Annotated in this window: 19 protein-coding genes; 11 read left to right on the plus strand and 8 right to left on the minus strand. The window is 44.0% G+C overall.

The window, feature by feature from the left end; genetic code table 11:
- Positions 1-71 precede the first annotated feature (71 nt).
- Entirely contained in the window at positions 72-1,880 is a 1,809-nt protein-coding gene (locus K2Y18_03945) for a hypothetical protein (protein MBX9804889.1), read from the plus strand.
- Positions 1,881-1,893: 13 nt separating this feature from the next.
- Here the strand turns inward: K2Y18_03945 and K2Y18_03950 are convergent, their stop codons facing one another.
- The gene (locus tag K2Y18_03950) at positions 1,894-2,397 is read right to left on the minus strand and encodes a hypothetical protein (protein ID MBX9804890.1); all 504 of its coding nucleotides are present in this window, start codon (positions 2,395-2,397) and stop codon (positions 1,894-1,896) included.
- 256 nt (positions 2,398-2,653) lie between these two features.
- Here K2Y18_03950 and tssF point away from each other — a divergent pair, with 256 nt between their 5' ends.
- From tssF to crcB, 5 genes are all read left to right on the plus strand, one after another.
- Positions 2,654-4,483: a type VI secretion system baseplate subunit TssF gene (gene tssF / locus K2Y18_03955; GenBank protein MBX9804891.1), complete on the plus strand. Its 1,830-nt coding sequence runs from the start codon at positions 2,654-2,656 to the stop codon at positions 4,481-4,483.
- Positions 4,447-5,553 carry a type VI secretion system baseplate subunit TssG gene (tssG, locus tag K2Y18_03960; protein MBX9804892.1) on the plus strand — a complete coding sequence of 369 codons (1,107 nt, stop codon included), beginning with the start codon at positions 4,447-4,449 and terminating at the stop codon, positions 5,551-5,553. The genes tssF and tssG overlap by 37 nt, the downstream gene beginning before the upstream one ends.
- Before the next feature lie 106 nt (positions 5,554-5,659).
- A complete protein-coding gene (locus K2Y18_03965; protein ID MBX9804893.1) occupies positions 5,660-6,064 on the plus strand; it encodes an HIT domain-containing protein in 405 nt (134 codons plus the stop codon).
- 265 nt (positions 6,065-6,329) lie between these two features.
- Positions 6,330-6,713, plus strand: coding sequence for a type II toxin-antitoxin system HicB family antitoxin (locus K2Y18_03970; GenBank protein MBX9804894.1), 384 nt, complete (start codon positions 6,330-6,332; stop codon positions 6,711-6,713).
- Positions 6,714-6,824: 111 nt separating this feature from the next.
- Positions 6,825-7,211: a fluoride efflux transporter CrcB gene (gene crcB / locus K2Y18_03975; protein ID MBX9804895.1), complete on the plus strand. Its 387-nt coding sequence runs from the start codon at positions 6,825-6,827 to the stop codon at positions 7,209-7,211.
- Here the strand turns inward: crcB and K2Y18_03980 are convergent.
- The 7 genes from K2Y18_03980 to K2Y18_04010 all read right to left on the minus strand — a co-directional run bounded on the left by K2Y18_03980 (position 7,171) and on the right by K2Y18_04010 (position 14,288).
- Positions 7,171-7,755 (minus strand): hypothetical protein, encoded by a 585-nt coding sequence (locus K2Y18_03980; protein MBX9804896.1) that lies wholly within the window; start codon positions 7,753-7,755, stop codon positions 7,171-7,173. The two genes, crcB and K2Y18_03980, sit on opposite strands and share 41 nt — an antisense overlap.
- A gap of 1 nt (position 7,756) precedes the next feature.
- Positions 7,757-7,942, minus strand: coding sequence for a hypothetical protein (locus K2Y18_03985; GenBank protein ID MBX9804897.1), 186 nt, complete (start codon positions 7,940-7,942; stop codon positions 7,757-7,759).
- Positions 7,943-8,383: 441 nt separating this feature from the next.
- Entirely contained in the window at positions 8,384-9,991 is a 1,608-nt protein-coding gene (locus K2Y18_03990; protein ID MBX9804898.1) for an ABC transporter ATP-binding protein, read from the minus strand.
- Positions 9,988-11,016 (minus strand): ABC transporter permease, encoded by a 1,029-nt coding sequence (locus tag K2Y18_03995; GenBank protein MBX9804899.1) that lies wholly within the window; start codon positions 11,014-11,016, stop codon positions 9,988-9,990. Before K2Y18_03995 ends, K2Y18_03990 begins: the two co-directional genes overlap by 4 nt.
- Positions 11,013-12,113, minus strand: a complete 1,101-nt coding sequence (gene yejB / locus K2Y18_04000) for a microcin C ABC transporter permease YejB (GenBank protein ID MBX9804900.1) — start codon at positions 12,111-12,113, stop codon at positions 11,013-11,015. The genes K2Y18_03995 and yejB overlap by 4 nt, the downstream gene beginning before the upstream one ends.
- A 101-nt stretch (positions 12,114-12,214) precedes the next feature.
- Entirely contained in the window at positions 12,215-13,024 is an 810-nt protein-coding gene (locus K2Y18_04005; GenBank protein ID MBX9804901.1) for a hypothetical protein, read from the minus strand.
- Between the two features lie 115 nt (positions 13,025-13,139).
- Complete coding sequence (locus tag K2Y18_04010) at positions 13,140-14,288, minus strand: hypothetical protein (protein MBX9804902.1); 1,149 nt, start codon at positions 14,286-14,288, stop codon at positions 13,140-13,142.
- A 138-nt stretch (positions 14,289-14,426) separates the two neighbouring features.
- Here K2Y18_04010 and K2Y18_04015 point away from each other — a divergent pair, with 138 nt between their 5' ends.
- The 5 genes from K2Y18_04015 to K2Y18_04035 all read left to right on the plus strand — a co-directional run.
- On the plus strand, positions 14,427-15,023 hold the full coding sequence (locus K2Y18_04015; protein ID MBX9804903.1) for a TetR/AcrR family transcriptional regulator: 597 nt from the start codon (positions 14,427-14,429) through the stop codon (positions 15,021-15,023).
- A 65-nt stretch (positions 15,024-15,088) separates the two neighbouring features.
- Positions 15,089-16,021: a DMT family transporter gene (locus tag K2Y18_04020; GenBank protein ID MBX9804904.1), complete on the plus strand. Its 933-nt coding sequence runs from the start codon at positions 15,089-15,091 to the stop codon at positions 16,019-16,021.
- Between the two features lie 144 nt (positions 16,022-16,165).
- Positions 16,166-17,395 (plus strand): hypothetical protein, encoded by a 1,230-nt coding sequence (locus K2Y18_04025; protein ID MBX9804905.1) that lies wholly within the window; start codon positions 16,166-16,168, stop codon positions 17,393-17,395.
- A 330-nt stretch (positions 17,396-17,725) separates the two neighbouring features.
- Entirely contained in the window at positions 17,726-18,982 is a 1,257-nt protein-coding gene (locus tag K2Y18_04030; GenBank protein MBX9804906.1) for a hypothetical protein, read from the plus strand.
- A 124-nt stretch (positions 18,983-19,106) separates the two neighbouring features.
- Positions 19,107-22,371, plus strand: a 3,265-nt coding sequence (locus K2Y18_04035) for a tetratricopeptide repeat protein (protein ID MBX9804907.1), incomplete at its 3' end; no start/stop codon positions are given.

Consider the following 22,371-nt stretch of genomic DNA (forward strand, 5'->3'; position numbering starts at 1 on the left):
ACAGTCCTACAAAGCCATCCTATAAATCTCCTACAAAAACCTCGAGCCCTTTGAGGGAAAATGGGAGTCCTTTGAGAGATACGCTCAACGTCCGAGAAGGGGGAAGACAGTTAAATTTGCGCTCTCCTCGCAAATTGGTTTTTGATGAAATTCCCATGGTAGATCCCGATTTTGAACGAGGCTTAAAACTTTCCAGGCAATTTCAAACTTCTGATACGAGCGAAAACCACACGAAGCCATACTTATCGGCTCTTCCTCACCCACAATGTGTGGAAGAGATTGAAAAGTTCGTCCAGAGTACATTAATGGATAGCGGGGAAGGGGACAAATCTGCCGTACTAAAAGCAGTATTATCAAAAAGAGAACCGGGAAGTGTGCTCAATTATTCTTTAGAAGAATGGGGAGAAACACGCCCCTTTCACATGACACTCAAAGGCGCCGAAGAGGCAGATGAAGATCAAAGATCTCAGATAAAGAGGGTTTTAGAAAGGGCAACATTTACCTGCAATTCAGTGGGGACTTTAGGGCGCTATATCGTCATCTTTTTGAATGAACCAACCTTTGATGGGCAAGTGACCGAGGGTGAAAATCTGCTGCTCTCAAAGCATTTGCAATACAAAGTCGACCCGCATACGCAAGAACGCCTTTCCAGGATGCATATTTCACTCCTAAAAATCACGAGTGAAAAGCCGCAAATGAAGTGCGTTCATGAAGGGCAGGACAGAATTAACGTCCCAATTCCAAATGAAAAGTTTAATAAGGAAATAGAGGATATTAAAGCAAAAAGAGATTACTTCAATCGCACTCAAATTGAGAGAGAAATATCAAGAGCCTTTCTTACATTTTTGTATGTAAAATCCGAAGATGTTCGAAGAAGTCTTTGTGAGGTAAGGGGAGAAAATATCCATAAAATAGAACATTTTATCTCATTGGCGACCGAGAATTTTTTTCGGGCGTTCCTAAATATACCTCAAATCGCTCAACAGTATTTTTACAAACTGTATGGGGTTACAATTAATGTTGATAAAGGAATAAAATTAAAAACAAAAGAAGGACAATATTCACATATAGATATGGAATCTATCTTCGATTTTCTTTCAAATAGTTTTTTGAATTTGAGACATATTGAAATTTATGGAAATTCAAGGTTTGATGATTTTCAAAATACATTGAGATTCTACATTTATAAAACCCAGAATGTAATTAAGAGACGCGAAGATGAAATTCAGTACGGGAGAACAGAAATAAACTCAGATGATATATTTGGAAATGATCAAGTAGAATTATCAGAAGAAGATAAAGAATCGTTTATAATAAATAACTTAGAAGATAAAATGTTATTAAGAAAATTAAAAAAAGTCTTATCTTATTTGTTTGTAAAAGATAGATATTATGGAATAATTATTAATCCAAAACTATTTGATGAATTTTGTGGAAGAAATGAAGAAGCGGTAACCCTTGTAAAAAAATATCAGCCTTCTGATTCAGAATATACAGATGATATCCTAAATCGTTTAAAATCGGGTGTGGGGGATTTTTTGCAATATGCTATTAAGTTTGAGGACTATAGTGTCGATAGAAATTTCAATTTTCATATTATATTCACTCCAAGCATTATCCCCTTTTTGAAAATTGAAGAAGAAATCCTTGATACAGTAGAAAAAGAAATGAAGGCGACATTAACGGAGAAAATTCAAGCTTTAGAGTATCAAAGAGATCATGGAGGAAGCCTTGAGGAGGTAACTTTCAAAGATTCTCTCATTGTAGATGCAAACTATTGGCGTGATATTTTAACAAAGCTGAGAGCGCACGCACAGGTACTTCTTAAAGATACCAGAATATTATTCAGCGCTTTGAATTTCCAAGGTTCACTCAAGTAATTTTAAAAGAATATCACGACAATTTCGTGAAGGTGACCTTAAGTTTTAAGGGGGGGTGCTCACCCTCCCCATCGTCTTCGAAATCGATCTTCATCTTGTAAGTTCCAGCTTCACAATTCCCTTTTGTAAAATAATCAAAAATATTATCTACCGCCCTTGAGCCGCTTGAATAGCGGGTGAAACAGGATAAAGAGGGAGCATCGATTGGCTCATCATCCCTCAAAGTTTCAAGGTAACACTGTGAATTCTTAATAAGAAATGGATATAAAAATTCCCATTCCGAAACCTTTGGAGGATTTGAAATGACTTCGTCTTGGGGGCGTGTTCCAGGAAAATGTATTGTAAGGCTCGTGTGTTGAGGGGGGATGTGGCCTATTTCAACTTTAGAAATTTTATAACAACTCGGTATATTATTTCTTATGTTACTAAGAAAATTCTCTTCTTCTGTTGCCTTAGACAAACAGGTGCATATAAAAAAAAGAACAAGCGTATATATTGTATTCTTTAAATGTTCCATTTCTGTCATCCACATAAGTCATTTATCAAACGAAGTTAACATAGATTTTATGAAAAAAATATTTTATTCGTCAAAATTAACAAAAGTAAGATTTTTACGCACTGACTGTGATGATATTGCCTTAACCAAGCTCAGATCCATCATTCCTTTTTAAGGGTGCGCCCCCTCCTGGTGGCTTCGGAAATAAAACCCTCTTCCGCTTTATGGGAAGCCCTGCCTATAATTTAATTAAAATTATAGATAGAAGGGCAGAAATTTGATTCGGGGCACGCAAGATCCTTTTCTGACATATTACCACCGGGAGCTGACCTATTTGCGTCAGGCGGGGGGGATTTTTGCCAACAAGCACCCCAAAATCGCTCGCCGACTAGGGATAAACCTTGAGGAGTCGCCGGATCCGCATATGGAACGTCTTCTCGAGTCGTTTGCCTTTCTCACAGCCCGCCTCAGTCAGGAAATCGATGATCGGTTGCCCCAGATATCAGCGGCCCTTCTGGGCGTGTTGTATCCGCAGCTCATCAATCCGATACCCGCCATGGCCATTGCTCATTTTGAAGCGGATGCAACCAAAGGATCCTTGACGACGGGGTTTCCTATCCCCAAGGAAACGCCGTTGTTTACAAATGCGGAAGAAGGCGTCTCCTGTCGGTTTCGAACTGTTTATGACATTACTTTGTGGCCAATTTCCGTAACCCACGTGGACTTTGTCCAAAAGGATGCTTATGACATTAAAGGATATGGGCCAAAAGTCCCCTGGTATTTGCGCATTCGCCTCAAAGCCCAGGAAGGGCTCCTTTTTTCCGATCTCGCCTTAAAGAGGCTTTCCTTCCATCTCAATGGAGATCGCTTGCTCACTTTTGAGATGTATGGGGCAATATTTGGGCAACATACCCCCCATGTTTTGGTGTCGACAGATCAACAGACGGCTACCCCGTTACCCATGCCATCCATAACACCTGTGGGGTTTGATGATAATCATTTGATTTTGCCCCACCCGGGTCATGCCCACCCCGCTTACCAATTGATTCAGGAATATTTTCACTTTCCGGAAAAGTACTTATTTTTCACCGTTGAAAATATTTCTACCGCAGGGGTGGGGAATGAACTGGATCTCCTTATTGCCATAGAAGATACGGAAGTCGTTGGAAACATTAAGCTTCATCCCCGGAATTTTCTGTTAGGGTGCACACCCATGGTGAACCTCTTTCGACGGACAACAGATCCCCTTCGCCTGGATCATCGGCATACTGAATATCGGTTGGTGCCTGATCAGCGTCGGGAGAGAACGACGGAGATTTATAGTATTAATCGGATTATGGCGACTGTAGAGGGCCAACCAGATCCGATCGAGTTTCAACCTTATTTCTCTTTTAATCACAAAACCACTCAGCTCAGACCCGATGCGAACAACACCTCGTTTTGGATTGCCAGACGGGCCGCTTCGTTGCAACAAAATATGCCCGGTACAGAAATGTTTTTGACCTTTGTCGACCTCGACTTCAATCCCAAGTTGCCTGCTGTTCAAACCATATATGGGGAAACTTTGTGTACCAATCGCTATTTGGCGGACCAGATGACGGCAGGAACCTTGATGCAAATTGAAGATCGCGCCCCCATTGCTCAAATCGTGTGCTTGGATAAGCCAGTTTCGCAAGTTCATTCCCCAACGGACGGCGAAACTCTGTGGCGCTTGATCTCTCACCTGTCCGTGAATCATCTCTCCTTGACGCAAGGAGAGTCATCTTTGGAGGCTCTCAAGGAAATGCTGCGGCTTTATGCCGGTCCAGAATCGATTTATCGCCATGGGGAGATTAATGCCATCCAAGCGCTTTCGGCGAAGCCAATTGTCCGGCGCGTGGGTGATCAAGCCTGGCGCGGATTTATTCCAGGCGTTGAGGTTTCCTTGACCATGAATGAAGAAGAATTGGCCGGGAGCAGCATCTTTTTGATGGGCTCAGTCTTACGGTATTTCTTTGCCTTACAGGTGTCCTTAAATTCGTTTGTCGAGGTTGTACTTTACAGCCCCCGACGTAAAGGTGAGTGGATGAGATGGCAACCGTTGCCCGGCGAACAGATTCTTCTTTAGAAGAGCAAATTGAAAAAACACCCTATGAGTTTGATTTTCATCAAGCGATTCGGTTGTTGGAAAAAATGCGCCCGGAAGCTCACCCCTTGGGTGAAGGCTCCAATCCCTTAAAAGAGGCGGTGAGTATTGAATCGCGCGTGACGTTGTCTCCTTCGGGCGCAGACATTCAAAGTTTGACCCTTTCCGAAACCGACAAACCACCTGTTCTCACCGTAAATTTCGTTGGCCTTGCGGGCATACAAGGACCCCTACCCACGCCCTATACGGAACTCCTGATGGAGCGCTTGCGTCATAAAGACACGAGCTTTAAAGATTTCCTCGATATGTTCAATCATCGCCTGGCAAGTTTTTGGCATCGCATGCGCAAAAAAATTGTCTTAGGGATTGCGCAAGTGCGCCCAGACAAAACGCCCGCCGGGAAAGTCTTCTTAGATTTGGTCGGAATCGAGTCGGAGCCGTTACGCAATCGATTGGCTGTTTCGGATCAAGCATTGCTCTCTTTTGCTCCCGCCTTTTGGAAGCGCCCGCGATCTATGGTTGGGTTGCAGCGCATGTTGCGGTCTTACTTTGGTTTGCCGATTGTCGTGTCGCAGTTTCAAGGGGGATGGCAAAGGCCCCCAGAAAAGGATTGGACGCGCATTGGGGTAAGGGAGCTGGCGCAGCATCAAGTGTTGGGGAAATCGGCCGTGCTCGGGCAGCGATCTTGGCAACAGACGACCGGCATCGCGCTTCATATCCCGCCACTGACCTATAAGCAATACATCAGCTTTCAACAAGAAACAGCTCTGGAATTTACAGCATTGCGGGACCTGACGTATTTCTATATTGGTTTGGGTCAAACGGTGGATGTCACGTTTGCGGTGCACCGGGAAGAAATTGCCCCGACTCTCCTCAACCGTCAATTCGGCCTGGGGCGAACAACGTGGATGACCCGAGGCGGCGGCAAAGGCTTTCCCAAAGACCCAGAGGTCCGCATGGTCATGCGGCGGGCAGAATATACCCCCTTGTCAATTCCAACTATTCCCGAGATGCGTGTCAAATTGTCGACGCGAGAAGAGCTAAAAATCTAACTCCACCTTCATTCAAATCGTTCCGCAATTCTCTCACCGATGGAGAGGGATACGCTGACTAGCGCTCGCGTGTTTTTCTCTCTATAATCCCCAGAGGAGACCTCAAATGATTGCACGCAATTTTACCTTAGATCCCCAACTGGACGCATCAACGATCCTGGTTCATGATCTGCCCCTGTGTCAGGTTCGTCTGAAAAATGATCGCCGCTTTCCCTGGCTTGTCTTGATTCCGCGACAAGAGAATCTTGTGGAAGTGTTTGATCTCAGTCATACGGACCAGCTACTGTTGTGGTCAGAAATTGGCACGATCGCAAAGCTCATGCATCAGAAATATGACGCAGATAAGATGAATATCGAAATTTTGGGAAATAAGGTCCGCCAACTCCATATCCACATCATTGCCCGCTATAAAGCCGACGCTGCCTGGCCAAACTCCATCTTGAATTTTGGAACCGCTGAGCCGTATGGATCTGATGAGCTGCCCACTATTATTGCGGGGCTTGGGTTTTAGGGGTTGGATTCAGCATTACTTCCTACAGGTATCATTACGATCCCCCATATATGCAAATAAATTCAGTCATTGCGAGCGAAGCACGGCAATCCATGTATTCAAAAATTCTTGGCGCCTCTCATAAGTTGAAAAATTAAATACATAGATTGCCGCGTCCCGCCTGTGCGGTGCACAGGCGCTCCTCGCAATGACATAACGTTTTGAACTATTTCACCACCCCCATTGAAATTCTTGACAATAGTACTATATGTGATACTATAGAGATATGAGTAAGGCAGACAAAAAGCTACTGGCGATGAATGACTATCCATTTACGGTTCGTCATCTCTCAGAAGAAGAGGGTGGCGGTTATCTTGCCGAAGCCTTAGATCTTAACGGATGTATTGCTGATGGCGAGACTATTGAAGAAGCGATTCATAATTTACAAGATGCGATTACGTCTTGGATTGAGACAGCGCGCGATCTCGGCCGCCCCATCCCTCTCCCCTCTACCGATGAAGATTACAGTGGAAGATGGGTTGTTAGAACGCCAAAAAGTGTTCATCACAAACTCGTCGATATGGCAAAAAGAGAAGGTGTGAGCCTCAATACACTCACCGTTAGCCTGTTATCGGAAGGGTTGGGAAACAGATCCGCTCGACACGAATGACGGGGGTGAGGGGTAAATTATTTATGACTATTTCAACCTCTCTCAAATCCTGTTGACGCCTTCTCCAATTCCAGCAAAGCTTATATCAATAACCGAAGAGGAGAACCCACGATGCTCACCACCTATATCGCGATTGGACTCGGCGGCGCGCTCGGCGCCCTATCCCGATTTGGGTTAGGCCGCCTCCTGCCCGCCACCGCCTTCACCCACTTCCCCCTCCAGATTTTTTTGGTGAATGCAATCGGGTGTCTGATGATGGGCGTCGTCTTGGAATCCATGGCGTTTTATGGCGCCCTTTCAGCCCCGATGCGCTCGTTCCTCACCACAGGATTCCTCGGGGGATTCACCACCTTCTCCGCCTTCGCCCTCGAGTTTGGTTTATTGGTCGACAAAGACCTCCCCGCCCACGCCATCTTTTACGCAGTGTCCAGCGTGATGGTCAGCCTCTTCTGCTTCTTCATTGGGATACGCGCGGTACGCCTTGTGGCGCTGGGGTGAGGGAGGGGGAATCGCTCGTTGATAAATTAGGAAACAACTTCCATTCGTATTGCCTCAATTCCTTTGCACTTTCTTCATAAGGACGATTTATGATTTTCTCCATATCTTTGAGAAGATCTATTGACTGACTTGAAGAAAGGCTTCTAGAAGGAATCTCAGGTTTTCCACCACCGACTGATTCTGTTACACTTGGCATGTTTCGAATGCTATGTAATTTTGAGTATTGTTTTTTAAAATCTTCATAAATAGGCTTAATTTCTTCCATGCAGTCATTGTGATTTTTATGACAATAAATGATCGTACCAATCAATGAATTAATACTTCGTTGAGCCGGGTCATAATATGTTTTTAAGGTTTCTCTTTCACTTTTTTGCAATGAAGGAATATCCCTTAAAATCTGATCTGAAAAAGTTTTACTTTCAGCTAGATATGCAACAAGATGCACTTCTTCGATAGGGATAGATCTATGACCCAACCAATTAACTAATACAAAGACTATCAATAATCCCACTATTATAGAAATAGTATCTTTAAGTATCCCCATTCTAAGTGCCCAAGTTCTCCCATTGAACAATCGATTCAGCTAAAGCCTTATATATTCTATCTCGATCATTGTCATTAAGACCTAATTCCCTTGCTACAGCTCTAGCTGTATCAGCAAATCGGAAGAAATCTTTTTGATTTGTTACTGCGTTTCGTAAAGCAATTTCAATTTCTAAACCACCGTCCATTCTTCATCCTCTCCTTCGGCTTATTATGTTTTCATGATTACACTCAAGTTATTAACATTATATTAACCAATGAAGATCTTCCCCAGGATTTCGATTTTATCACCAAGATGGGGTACTAAAAAAAGCCACACATTCGGAATTAGAAAAAAATCCGTCATTGCGAGCGAAGCGCGGCAATCCATGTATTCAAAATCTCCAACAGCGTCTCATAGATGGAATGAGTCAAATACATAGATTGCCGCGTCCCGCCTGCACGTTGCGCAGGCGCTCCTCGCAATGACATAAGGTTTTGAACTATTTCAACCCTTCTCCGCGATCCTTCGACTTCGGAATGGGATCATTGATCCCATTCCCACGCTCAAGGACGAACGGATAGAGGGGGAATACTGACACAACTAATTGAAATTATTGAATTATCCCGCCAACCCCCGAGCTCGCCCCTTAACTTGGCAAGATATCGAACGACGCGTGGATCAGGGTTTTTGTGTAAATTTGTTTGGGCTTCGTGAAGAGCTTTTCAGTCTCCCCTTCTTCCACGATGCGGCCCTCTTGCATGACGATGATGCGATGGCTCATGGCCCGCACCACTTTCAAATCATGGCTGATGAAGAGGTAGGCGAGGTGATACCGCTTTTGAAGATCGCGAAGAAGTTCAATCACTTCCGCTTGAATGGACCGATCGAGCGCGGATGTTGGCTCATCAAGAATCAACAACTTTGGTTTGAGAATAAGGGCCCGGGCAATGGCGATGCGCTGTCTCTGGCCCCCTGAAAACTCATGGGGGTAACGGTGACGGGCTTCCGGCGACAATCCAACTTCCTGCAAGATGGTCTGCACTTGTTTATCCACGGCCTTCCGGTCGAGATTCTTTTGATGAATTTCCAAACCTTCCGCCACGATTTGACCAACGGAAAGTCGGGGATTCAAAGAGCTAAAGGGGTCTTGAAAAATGATCTGCATTTGGGGGCGCATCGGGCGAATCGCCCTTCGGGACAGTCCTTGAAGATGGACGCCGCAAAAATCGATGTCACCCTTGCATTCAACAAGGCGCAAGACCGCATAAGCAAGGGTACTTTTGCCGGAGCCACTCTCGCCCACAATCCCCACGGTCTCTCCTGAGACGACCGAAAACGATATACCATCGACCGCCTTTACATCAGCCGACCCGCGCGTAATCCATGACTTTTTTTGGCCCTTAAAAGTGACTTCAATATCCGTCGTCGTTAAAATTGGCGATCGTGATTTCGGAACAGGGGTGGGATGGCCTTTGGGTTCACAGGCAAGAAGATGTTTGGTGTAGGGGTGCTTCGGCTTCTTCAATACCGTTGCGGTGAGCCCTTGCTCAACCACTTCGCCTTCCCGCATGACCGCAACCGTCTTCGCCATTTTGGCCACCATGCCCAAGTCATGGCTGATCAACAACAACCCCATCTTGAACTGCTCTTGTAAGCGTCGGATTAAATCAAGGATACCCGCTTGAATGGTGACATCTAAAGCGGTCGTAGGCTCGTCCGCAATGAGGAGCTTTGGCTCGCACGCCAAGGCCATGGCGATCATTACCCGCTGACGTTGCCCCCCGGATAATTGATGAGGATAGGCTTGGAGTCGGTTCACCCCATCGGCAAATCCAACCAGATGAAGCAGCTCCACAACGCGATCCTTGGCTTGGATTTTCGTCATGCCTTTATGAATCAGGAGTGGTTCTGCAATCTGCTTTTCGAGAGAGTGTAAAGGGTTCAAAGCTGTCATCGGTTCTTGGAAAATCATCCCGATGTCATGACCACGAATTTTTCGTAAATCCGCCTCGGGCGCATTCAACAACTCCTGTCCTTCAAACAGAATCGATCCGGTCGGATGAGAGGCCATGGGATAAGGGAGAAGACCCAGAATCGATAACGCACTCACCGATTTACCCGACCCACTTTCCCCCACCAACGCCAAAGTTTCCCCTTGCTTCAGGGAAAAAGAGATGTTCTTGACGGCTTCCGTCGGGGGCTGGTTGCGACTGTGAAAATGAACAGAGAGGTTTTCAACTTTTAATAATGTCATCGGGCCATGACCTTACGGGGATCAAACGCATCGCGGACCGCCTCCCCAATAAAGATGAGGAGGCTCAAGAGAATTGCGAGGGAGAAGAAGGCCGTGAGCCCGAGCCACGGCGATTGAACATGGTTCTTCCCTTGGGTTAGTAACTCTCCCAAGGAGGCGGAGCCCGGTGGCAATCCAAAGCCGAGGAAATCTAACGTGGTCAGGGTCGTAATGGATGTGTTCAAGATAAACGGCAGATACGTCAACGTCGCCACCATGGCATTGGGTAAAATGTGACGCCCCATAATGCGCCAAGTGGGCACGCCCAAAGCTTCCGCTGCGCGGACATAATCTAAGGACCGGGTGCGGAAGAATTCAGCACGAACAACCGGCACCAGACCCATCCAGCTGAAGATCAGCATGATTCCCAACAACATCCAAAAATTAGGTTCAATCATACTGGACAAGATAATGAGCAGGAACAAGATGGGCAGCCCGCTCCAAATCTCAATAATGCGCTGACCAATAAGGTCAACCCGTCCGCCAAAGTACCCCTGAATCGCACCCGTCATGACCCCGATGATTGAGGAGAATAAGGTGAGAATCAACCCAAAGAAAATGGACACACGCAAACCATAAATAAGCCGGGCAAGCACGTCGCGCCCCTGATCATCCGTGCCCAACCAGTTGTCGAGAGAAGGTGGCGAAGGGGCGGGAACCTTTAAATTAAAGTTCACGGTGCTGATGTGAAAGGGGATCGGCGGGAAAATCATCCACCCTTTTTTCTCGATGAGTTTTTGCACATAACTATCGCGATAATTGGTGGCGGTTTGAAATTTTCCACCCCATTGTGTTTCCGGATAGGTCTGAAAAATGGGTACGTACCACTTTCCTTCATAGGAAACGACGATGGGCTTATCGTTGGCGATAAATTCAGAGAACATAATGATAAAAAATAAAACCCCAAAAATCCTCAACGACCAATAGCCCCGTCGGTTGGCTTTAAATTGGGCAATGCGCCTTTGCGTGAGGGGTGAAAAGGTCATGCTCGACTCGCTGTCAAATCAATACGCCGGTCAACCAGCATGTAGGCTAAATCACCGATGAGATGGAAAAACATCCCCACCAGGGTATACATATATAAAGTTCCAAACATTACGGGATAATCGCGATTCATGGCAGACTCAAAGCCCAGCAATCCCATTCCATCGAGGGAGAATAAAACCTCAATCACAAGATTTGAGGTAAACAAGATCCCCACGAATGCGGTGGGAAATCCTGCAATCACCACCAACATGGCATTGCGGAATATATGTCCATAAAGAACGCGCCGTTCACTTAACCCCTTCGCTCGGGCCGTGATCACGTATTGTTTGTTAATCTCTTCGAGGAAGGAATTCTTAGTCAACAACGTCAACTTCGCAAATCCACTAATGACCATGGCCAACACGGGCAAAGTTAAATGCCACAAGTAATCTGTTGCTTTTCCAAAGGCGGTCAACTCTTCCCAATTGTCCGACATAAGTCCACGCAAAGGGAAAACACTCCAGAAGCTTCCTCCGGCAAAGAGTAGGATGAGAAAGAGCGCGAACAAGAAAGAAGGAACCGCATACCCAACCACGATGACAGCACTTGTCCATACATCAAAGGTGGACCCATCCCGAACGGCTTTTAAGACACCCAATGGAATGGAGATCAGGTAGACAAGAAGCGTGGTCCACAACCCCAAAGAAAGAGAGACAGGAAATTTTTCCCCGAGTAGAGATATAACGCTCTGATCGCGAAAATAGCTGCGTCCAAAGTCAAAGGTCAGATAATTTTTAATCATGTGGATGAAGCGCAAATGGGCCGGTTTATCAAAGCCAAATTGGACTTCGAGCTCCTTAATAAAAGCCGGGTCAATTCCTTGAGCGCCGCGATAGCTACTCTCGTACCCCCCGGTACCAGCCATGGGCATATGCCCCTCCGCTTGGCCACCGCCGCCAAGGCGCATATCCACATCTGATGATTGTCCGCGAATTTTAGCCAACACTTGCTCAACCGGGCCACCAGGGGCCGCTTGAACAATGATGAAGTTAATCAGCATGATCCCAAACAACGTGGGAATGATGAGCAACAAACGGTGAAAAATATACTTTAGCATTACCTACTATTAAATACCAATTTCCCCATCAATTGAACACAGAAAACACAAAATTTCTCAAACGTATCTGAAAAATAAAGAAGGGATACTATCTAAAGCCCCTAAAACTTATACCGGATGCCAAGGGAGACCATGGGGACATTGCGCCACATTTTATGACTATTGATCAAATAGGCCGTATGCTCTTTGACCGTGTTGACCACCGTTTCGATGTTTCGTCCGGTGCCTGTGAGACTAACCCGTGGACGCACTTTTCCTTGGAACCAAAACCCTGCGTCTGCGCTTAAGCTGATCCCCGTACACCCGAGAGAGCCGGTGTCATATCCAATCCCAAGATACGGCACGATCGCCCAGCGATATTTATAGTTCGCTGTGATGGTTCCATACACACTTGCCGGTTGCCCCAGGAGCGTGCCCGTAACCGTATGGGTCATTTGCATCCGATCGCCGTTATAAGCAATACCACCACTGAACCGAAAGCCATTCTTCCAAGGATTCCAGTCGGCCATTAGTCCAAGTTTTTGAGGTTTAAATCGGATCCTGTCATAGGTTTGACCATCCAGATAATAAGCTCTATAGGAGCGCACCAACCCTGCAGCAATCATCCGTAATTTAAATGTGTTGTTGAAATGATAGCCAAGTTCGAGAACGAGACTTGGAACATAAGCACCCCGAAAACCAATAAACCAACCCGCTTGGGATGCTGTTGGTGGTGCTTCAGCTTTTTCAGATCCTTTGGCATCCGAAGATGAGGACTTCCCAGCAGGTACCTCAGTAGGAGCCTTTTCAGGAGCTTTTGCTGAGGACTTTGTAGACGCCGGGGCTTTCTTTTCTTCTGCAAGAACCCAAGACGAAGATGCCACCAGGAGCATTAAGACCAATCCTGTAGTTTTGTTGAATAAAGTAGCCAAGATTAGTCTCCACAATTTATGTAAAATCCTTTTTATTCTTAGGCAATTATCCCAAAAATGACAAGGGGAAAGTGAATTAGGTTCCCCCATTACTTCACTTTCCCCCACACATACTTCACTGAAACGGTTTAAAAACCAGGATCGAAACCCCCGTTGCAAGAGTAATTTGATCATCTAATTCTAACTTTGCTTGTTTGCCGATTTTGATGAACTCACTCAACGTACGTTCTTGCCCGCCCATGGCCAGGGCAATGATGTCCGAATCAATCAAAAGACTGCCATCCACAGTTTTGGGGAAGACCTTTTCAATTACGAAAATTCGTCCATTTTGTTGGTCTGATAAAGCAGTCCGTGTATTTTTCAAAATCGTCACGCAATCCTCATCCTTCCAGTTATGAAGGACCCGTTTAATGGTATAAACATCCGCCGCGGGCACCACTTCAAAGAAGCTTCCGCCAATCATTTTTACATTTGGCAAAGTACAGTCTTTAACTGTTCCCGCAAGATCGAAAAGGATCCCCTCCAAATTGGGATTCTGCCCTAGCACCCGCGATAAGAGACCTCCCGTTCCCCCGCCAATATCGCAATAACTTTTATGCCCTTTGAAAACTTGCGCCCGAGAGACTTCATCATCTTCTCGTTCAGAAAAGTTTCTCATCCCCTTATTAAACTGCTCCATGGCTTTCGGGTTTTGTTCAAGGTAAGCATAATAATCCATCCCATTCAGTTGATCAAAAGGGGAGTCATCATTCGTCAAAGCCAAACCAACCTGCCCTACAGCTTCCCACCTCTTCTTATCCGACTCTTTTGCAATTGCTGGTTGCAGAGAGTTCTCAGCCGTACTGATCAGAAGCGAAGAATTTTCATTCAATGAAAAGGTCTCGTCATCATTCATAGTCACAATCTGATGATTGGCAAGAACGCGCATCAGACGCTTCACGGACTCTGCTTTGAAACCCTTTCCAGATGCTATATCTGCCGCTGTTTTTGGCTTTCCGTCTTGAAGCACATCAAAAAGTTTGTGCTCTGACGCTACATGAAGCGCCCTTGCGGGAAGGTACCCATAGGCGACCCGTCGCACCACTTGATCCGGTTTCTGATTAAGCGAGATATCCATTGCTTTTGGACAGCTCAACACACCAAGCGTAAATCCTGTTACCATCAAATTTCTCACAATCTTTGTCACAAGACTTTGCTCTGGCGAATGATTCTTCGCAGTCCTTCCTGTATCTGTATTAAGTGTTATAGATGTTTTCATCGTCATTTCTATTCTCCAAGTTTGTTAATTTCCGGCTTGAATTAACCGAATGTTCAATTAATTAATCTGGTTAAAATCCAATGTCAACAAAAAAATTGAACAATCGTTCAGTTTTGTGGTAAACAAGATGTGAAGGAGAGGAAAATGGCACGTCCAAAGGTAGAAAATCACAAAACAGCGGGACTCATTTTAGACAGTGCTGAACGGCATTTCTTACAGAAAGGCTTTAAGGGCACCTCCATTAACGATGTGGCGGACGATGCCAAAATCAATAAAAGCCTGATTTATCATCACTTCAAAGATAAAGAAAACTTATGGAAAGCTGTGAAAGAACGCATCTTGAACGAGGCGAGTCAAAACCAGCTAGAGGACCTTGACTTCAAGCACCCTACTCTCAAACAGTTCCTGGACGTCTTTATTCCCTTTCGATTTCATGTTTATGCGCACTATCCCAAGCTAATACGCTTGATGGAATGGCAACGCCTGGAACCCGATAACGAGGCAATTATGTTCGTCAACAGCAAAGCCTTTGTCGGTCTAGATACACACATCCATGCCCTTCAAAAATCAGGACAAATCCGAAGCGACCTCAAACCCGACGTGATATTTTATGTCGTTTTGTCCATGGCTTCCAATGGTTTTATGGATAAGGTGAAATTTCTTGAAACAGAAAAGGGACGGAAAGATTATCAGAAATTCATCACGGAAAGCCTGATGACAATCCTCAGCCCAAAACCTTGAAGTTTCCTCTATTTCCTTGAAACATCTCAGAAGACTCTTTACGTTTAAGGAAAGGGGAAGTGCTCATGAACCTCATTCTGTTTAGCATCACCGCTCTGATTTGGGGCTCCACATGGCTCGCCATCAAGCTGCAATTGGGCGTGGTGTTGCCTTTATGGTCTCTTGTGTATCGCTTTGGTATTGCAGCCATTCTTTTAATTGCCTACTGCATTCTTACCAAGCGGACGCTTTCCTTTACGCGCACTGAGCATCGGTGGATTGCCACCCAAGCCCTCTTCACCTATTTTCTGAATTACGTCCTGTTTTACTTTGCGACCGATTATTTTATCAGCGGCATTGTGGCCACCTTGTTTGCAAGCATCATGGTGATGAGCATCATCAATGGAAGGATTTTCCTTGGCAACCCTATTGAACTCCGAACGGTGCTTGGGGCCATTGTTGGCCTTTCTGGTCTTGCGTGCATCATTTGGGCGGAAGTGATCCGCCTCTCTGATAAAGATTTTTGGTACATCTTTGGCGGTGTCGTCTTGGGCGTTGCCGGGGCCTACAGCGCTTCTTTGGGACAAATTGTTGTGATGCTCAATGAAAGACGGGGCCTGCCCTTGGTTCAAACAAACGCGTTGGGATTTGCTTATGGAACCTTCTATATGGTTACAGTCGCGCTTCTCTTGAGACAAGCGCCGGGCTTTGACACCTCTTGGACTTACGTGTCCTCCCTTCTTTATTTGGCAACCCTTGGAACGGTGGTTGGATTTTTATGTTATCTGACCTTAGTGACCCGCATCGGCCCTGAGAAAAGCGCCTACGTGTTTGTTCTCATTCCCATCATCGCCATGGGCATTTCTGGCTATGCGGAGCACATGATTTGGACGCCCGAAGCCGTCATTGGAAGCGCACTTGTTCTGATCGGGAACGTCATTGTCATGACCAAAAAAGGGTTTCGTTGGAGATTCTGGACCAGAAAAGAAGTTTCCGTATCTGCAATGGCCTCTGACTAGAAAGTATAAATCCCTTTCTTTACCAAAAAATCAAATGATAATGAACTACTAAATTGCCCTTTTTGATAAATTGACTTTTCCCTTTAAATAATATACAGTTTGTTTTTCAAATTTGCTTTACAAATACGAATGGAATTTATGTTTATGGATCATAAGACTACGTTTATAACCTTGTTTGCAGTGACGCTTTCTTTCTTCAGTCCCCACTATCTCAATGCGATGGAAGCTGAACGTGTCGTTCATTATTTTTCTCCCCCTCAACTGGAAGAAGAAAACATTGGCAAGAAGGTGCTTTGTGTTCGCCCAGTCTATAAGGATGCTCTCGATATAACTAAGGAAGAAATTGGGGAGAAACTGGTTTTTACCAATAGTGGTTATGGCGGATCAGGAATAACCATCGGTGAGGGTGGCGTTGACTACCAATTAGAACAATTTATGAAATTAGACATAGAGAGACAGACCTCTATTACGGTCTTAGGGGCAGGCTGGATCGGCTCATTGACTGCGCTCAAGCTCTACGCCATGGGGTATAAGAACCTTACAGTTTTTGCAGATAATCTATCCGATATTCCTTCCTTCAAGGCAGGAGGACTTGTTTTAACGAGTATGGGCCAATTTCCGTCTGAGTTTGAGAGAACACGCGCCATTGAATTCGGGATCAATTCGTACCAAAAATTCCAACACGCCCTTGGCCTTGATGACCAGCGTCATCCCTTTATTCCATCAGATGGAGATTTTGTCCGTAGGCTTCCCTATTATACTTATGAAAAATCCGAAGGTTTAGAACCTTACGTTAAAGCCGGTATCATGAAATCCGCAATTGATGTGAGGTTGAAAATTCTCGAAACGGGTCTTTCTCATAACCTTTTCTGCTACGAAGAGGGCATATTTGTTAACACGACTTCGGTGCTTCAACACTTTCACGATCTCCTCTTTCGCAAATTTCAAATTCCTTTCATAAACCGGTTGGTTACAGATTTTCGGGATATCTCGAGTCCTGTGATCTTTAACTGTGCCGGTGTGCGCGCCGCAGACATGCCCGGAAGGAAGAACCGAGCCTCCTACATACCCACCCTAGGTCACTTGATTATGGGAAAAGATCAAGAGCCAACCAAGGAAAAAAGTGTCCAAAATTGTATGATCATTGCCGCTGGAGAAAAAAGTACTTTGGATGGCAAGTATTGCCATACATCCTACTATGGGTTTCCAAAAAGCTATACTTCTGGAGATGACACTTATCAGTTTGTCACCGGTGGGACCTATATCCCTGGCGTTTCTGTGAATGAGAAAGGGGAGTTGGCTCAAAACCACTATCCCGAAATGTTCGATGCCGTTTGGGGAAAAGCCAGAAAATTTTATGGATACAAAGAGTAGTGCCTCACTCAGACAAGAGTGGGAGATGGTATGCTTCAACATAATAGCGAAAGTTATTCAAATAATTACGTCATTGCTACGTCGCATTCGCTCCTCGCAATGACAGAGTTAGCACCCTCTTTAAAATCCCAAGCGCTCCTAGTCCGACCATTTAACTTACACTCCTATCCAACACAAAACGTTTTAGCCGACCTAGGGAATGTACCTAGGTCGGGCTTTTAGGGAATTCCCTGGGTAGTTTCTGTCCTCCCTTTTTAATAACCATCCAATCGATACTCTCGAAAACATGAAGAGTTATCGTTTGTTAATTATTAAAAAGGAACAGTTTATATGATAGTATTTAATAAAAATATTTCAAAAATTATTTTCACCGTTACTCTTTCTCTCTTAAATTCTTATGCCCTCAAGGCTATGAATTCTGAGGGAACGGAAGAACGGCCGGTACATTATTTTACAGCGCCACAACTGGAAGATACGAACAGAGGTGAGGAAGTGTATTGTGTCCGCCCTGTCTTTTCAGGATCCTTGGATATGAGTTCTGAAGTGATTGGGGGAAAACACGTTATTTCCACAAGTGGTTTCGGGGGATCAGGGATCACCCTTTCGGAAGGGGCCGTTGAATATCAAATACAAAAGTTTATAACCGAGGTCCTTCCAACATTAAAAAGGGGCAGAGAAACGCCTATAACTGTGCTGGGCGCAGGGTGGGTAGGCTCATTGACTGCTCTCCATCTGCAAAAAGAGGGCTTTAAAAACCTCCATATCATTGCTGAGAGCTTGGAACGGATAACTTCCTTTAATGCAGGGGGCCTCATTGCCCCAGTGTCAATGCAAAACTCTCCCGAATTCCAAGTCCTTGTAGATCAATTCGGCGTTAATGCCTACAAAGGATATCGAGATGCGCTTGCAGGGCGCCATCCATTTATCAACGCGGACAATGGGCAATCTGTCATGCCCGTTCCCTATTATACAGGGGATCGAGAAAATTCTGGGCTAGAACCATATGTTACGGCTGGCGTGATGCGCCCCGCCAAAGATATAAAATTGCAAATACTCGACACAGAAGTATCCCATGATCTTGTTTGTTATGAAGATGGTATTTTTGTGAATACACCTTCCGTTCTCCAGCAATTTTATGGCCAACTCTTCAGGAAATTTCAAATTCCATTAACGCAACGGCTCATAACAGAGTTCTCTGAGATTGAAGACTCAGTGATCTTTAATTGTGCAGGGATACGCGCAGCAGATATGAAAGAGAGAAGACAAATGCGTGATTCCTACCGTCCAACTCTGGGTCATCTAATCATGGGAAAAGATCAAGAGCCAACCAAGGAATTAAGTGTCAAAAACAGTATGATCCTAACCTATGGGGAAGAGACAAAAACCCCTGATGGCTTGAATTGCACAGATTCATTCTATAGTTTTCCAAAGCATTATGGGCCTTACGATGTTGTGTTTGGAGGGACCTTTATCGAAGGGGTTGCGGTCGATCACACAGGTAAACTCGACCCAAAATATAAGTATCCTGAAAAACTCGACCTGATATGGGATTCAACTCGGAAGTTTTTTGGAGCTTCACGTATGTAAATAATTTGATATTAGAAAAGCCTTATGGAATCCATAAGGCTTTTTCTCAACCATTTGACTTTTTTAGATAAATAATATAGTGTGTTCTTCTTTATCATATGAAAATAAAAAGCAAATTAATGACATGCTGAATTCGCATAAAATATATAGTCATGACTTAACAAAGATTAATGATATAGCATTTTCTCGTCGAGAAATTGAAGTCATTTCTTTTTTGATTAGTGGACGATCTGCTAAGAAAATAGCCTCTATTTTGAATATCTCTCCCAAAACAGTTGAGTTCCATTGCGCACGCATCATGCAAAAACTGTCTTGCAACTCTCGAGAAAGCATTATCGATTTTGTGGAAAAGTCTCCCCAATATCATACCTTAAAAACTTATCATACCCGTCTTATTGCAGAAATCCTATTTGAGGATTTGTTGAAAAAACTACCCGAACCATCTGAGACAGAAACCGCTGTATATGTTTGGACGTCCAAAGATCATTTGGAAGAATTAGCTCATTTGAAAAAGCATTTGAAATCAGCAAAATTCAAACTCACATCTGTCAATGTGGGTGAAGCAGGAAGCCAGCTACAAAGTTTGTTCCAAAACAAAGAAGGCACGCTCCTTAAAATCGAAGGGGTGAATGCCACTACAAATAATGAAATTTCGACTCTTTTTTTAGATGAGTCAGCTTTGCCACCAGATGCGTTAAAAAACATATGTTATAATACATTAATTGTTGAAACTGTTCATTTCGATGACTATTTCACTTTATTCCTCTCCGTCCTTAAGGTGTTTTTTTCAAAGAGTCTGCTTAATTCGTTGTTTGGTGATTTTGTTAAGCACCATTTATCTCATAAAAATCAGAACCATACAAAACACCAGGAGAGGAGGTTCAGCGCTTCTTTAAGATTTTCATCTCAGCTGAGAAAGACCTTTTCCAAAAATTCCTCCTGTGCGATCTTGATTGGAATGTTGATTTTAGGTTGTGTCACGTCACTTTTATTAGTCAACTTCTGGAAAAATATACCCACTAATGCAGCAGCCCCCACCCGATTAATTTCTGAGCTATATCTTCCCCCAGAAGACCATCTTCTGAAACGTCAAAAATTACTCTTAAAGATTAAGGAGAGTTTTAACGCCCCCAATAAAATTCAAACAACATTGCTACAGGGTATCGGTGGCTCAGGGAAAACTACTTTGGCTCGTCAATTTGCCCGTTCGAGTTCTTCAGAAATTATTTGGGAAATCAATGCTGAAACGAAAGACACTTTAATAAAATCCTTCGAAAGATTCGCTCGAGCGATCTATAATTCAGAATCCGATGTGAAAGCCTTAGCAGAGCTAGATGAGTTAAAAAGAGATGAGTTTCGAGAAGAAAAACTCATGACATTTATCAAGGAAAAACTAAGGCATCATCCGAACTGGTTTTTGATATTTGACAATATCGAGAACTTTCCCGCCCTCCAAAACTATATACCCAATGACAAAGACGCCTGGGGAGTTGGCTGTGTTTTGTTAACATCGAGGGATCGAAACATACAAATGAACAGTATCGTTCAGCACACAGTTGAGATTGGAGAGCTGAATGAATCAGAAAGATTGTCCCTATTTCTCACAATGTCAGGGAAAAAATCACTCTCAAATTCTGAAGAAAAAATGCGTCTCTTGAAATTTTTAGAGGAGGTCCCTCCTTATCCTCTAGATATATCTCTTGCCGCAAAATACCTTATGACGGCAAATATTTCTTATGAGCAATACGTAAAGAATTTGTCCGAATCAAAAGCTGATTTTATTGACCTACAAAATAGCATTTTGGTAGATTCCGGTTCATACAAAATAAATCGTCTTCATATTGTTGCCCTTACATTAGATAAACTTTTGAAGGAAAATGAAGGGTTTGCAGACCTTCTATTGTTTATATCTTTAATTAATTCTCAAAACATCCCAAGAGAATTGCTCACACACCATCAGAACTCTGTTGCGGTCGATAATTTTATTTACCAAGCAAAGAAATCCTCTCTTGTATCTGAAGATGAGACGTTGGCATCTTCCCCTCAATCAACCTTATCGATGCATCGAACGATTCAGAAAATTTCCCTCGCTTATCTGAAGAAGAAAATCCCCCCGCAGGAAGTTCAGGGTCACATCCTCGAAATTTCTAACACACTCAATACTTATTTAAGTCAAGAGATTGAAAAGGAATATGCACCAACACTCATTCCTCTCACCGCCATTTGCGAATCATTTCTTGAAAACGGGGAGGTGATTCCCGTCCCCATGATGAATTCTCTTAAAATCGGATTGGGTTGGACATATGGGTACCTCGGTGATTATGGACGAGCCAAGCAACTTCTTGAGCACACTCTAAAAGACTTGGAAGGGAACGATTCACAAGACCTGCTGCTAACCTCCCGAGCTCTTGCCTATCTTGGAAACATCTATAGAGAAATTGGTGATTTTAAGGGGGCACTAAAATTTTTAAAAGACAGTCAGACGATATTACTTAATCATTTTTCGCAAAAGGGGAGCGATCTTGGTTTTGTTTATGCCAACCTTGGATACATTCAGAATAATTTGGGAAATAATGATCAAGCAAAAGGTTTGTTAGAAGAAGCTCTTCACCTTTATAGAACACATGTGCCGGATAATCATCTCGGTATCGCAAGAGCCCTTGGGTACTTAGGATATGTTCATAAGGGGTTGGGAAATTACGCAAGAGCTCTGGAGCTTCTCGAGGAAAGTCAAGATTATTATACCAAGCACTCCCCTGATAATAGGGACTTGGTTCGTGTTTTGATGGAGCTTGGTAGCATTTATAAAGAACTTGGTTATTTAGAGAAGTCTAAAACGCTTCTTGAAGAAAGCCTCCATCTTTATAAAAGACACCTCCCCCTTAACCATACAAATGTGGCTTGGGTTTTGGGACGCCTTGGAGGGGCTTATTTAGAACTAAATGAAATGAGTAAAGCCAAAGATGCTTTGGAGAAAAATTTAAAAGGATATTCAGAAGATGGTGAGGATAATCAAGAAAATATAACCAAAATCTTTATTGATTTATCACATCCAATTTTAACGAACCAGTTTCCAGCCAAACAGAAAAATACAGAAAGAACTGGCAGCTATCTTGGCTATAATTATAGAAGTTTGGGGGATTATGTTAAAGCCAAAGACATTTTAGAGAAAGGCCTCCAAACCTATAAAATGCACTTCCCACAAAACCACATTGGCATTGCACGTGATTTAAGCTTGCTGGGATGCGTTCATAAAGAATTAGGGAATTACACAAAGGCTGTTGCTCTTCTTGAGGAGAGTAAAAAATATTATAAGCAATATTTTCCAGACCACTTTATGGAACTCGTAAGCGTTATCATAGGCCTTGGAACATCCTATAAAGAACTGG

This window comes from Alphaproteobacteria bacterium (genome assembly GCA_019746225.1).
Lineage (GTDB): Bacteria > Pseudomonadota > Alphaproteobacteria > Paracaedibacterales > VGCI01 > VGCI01.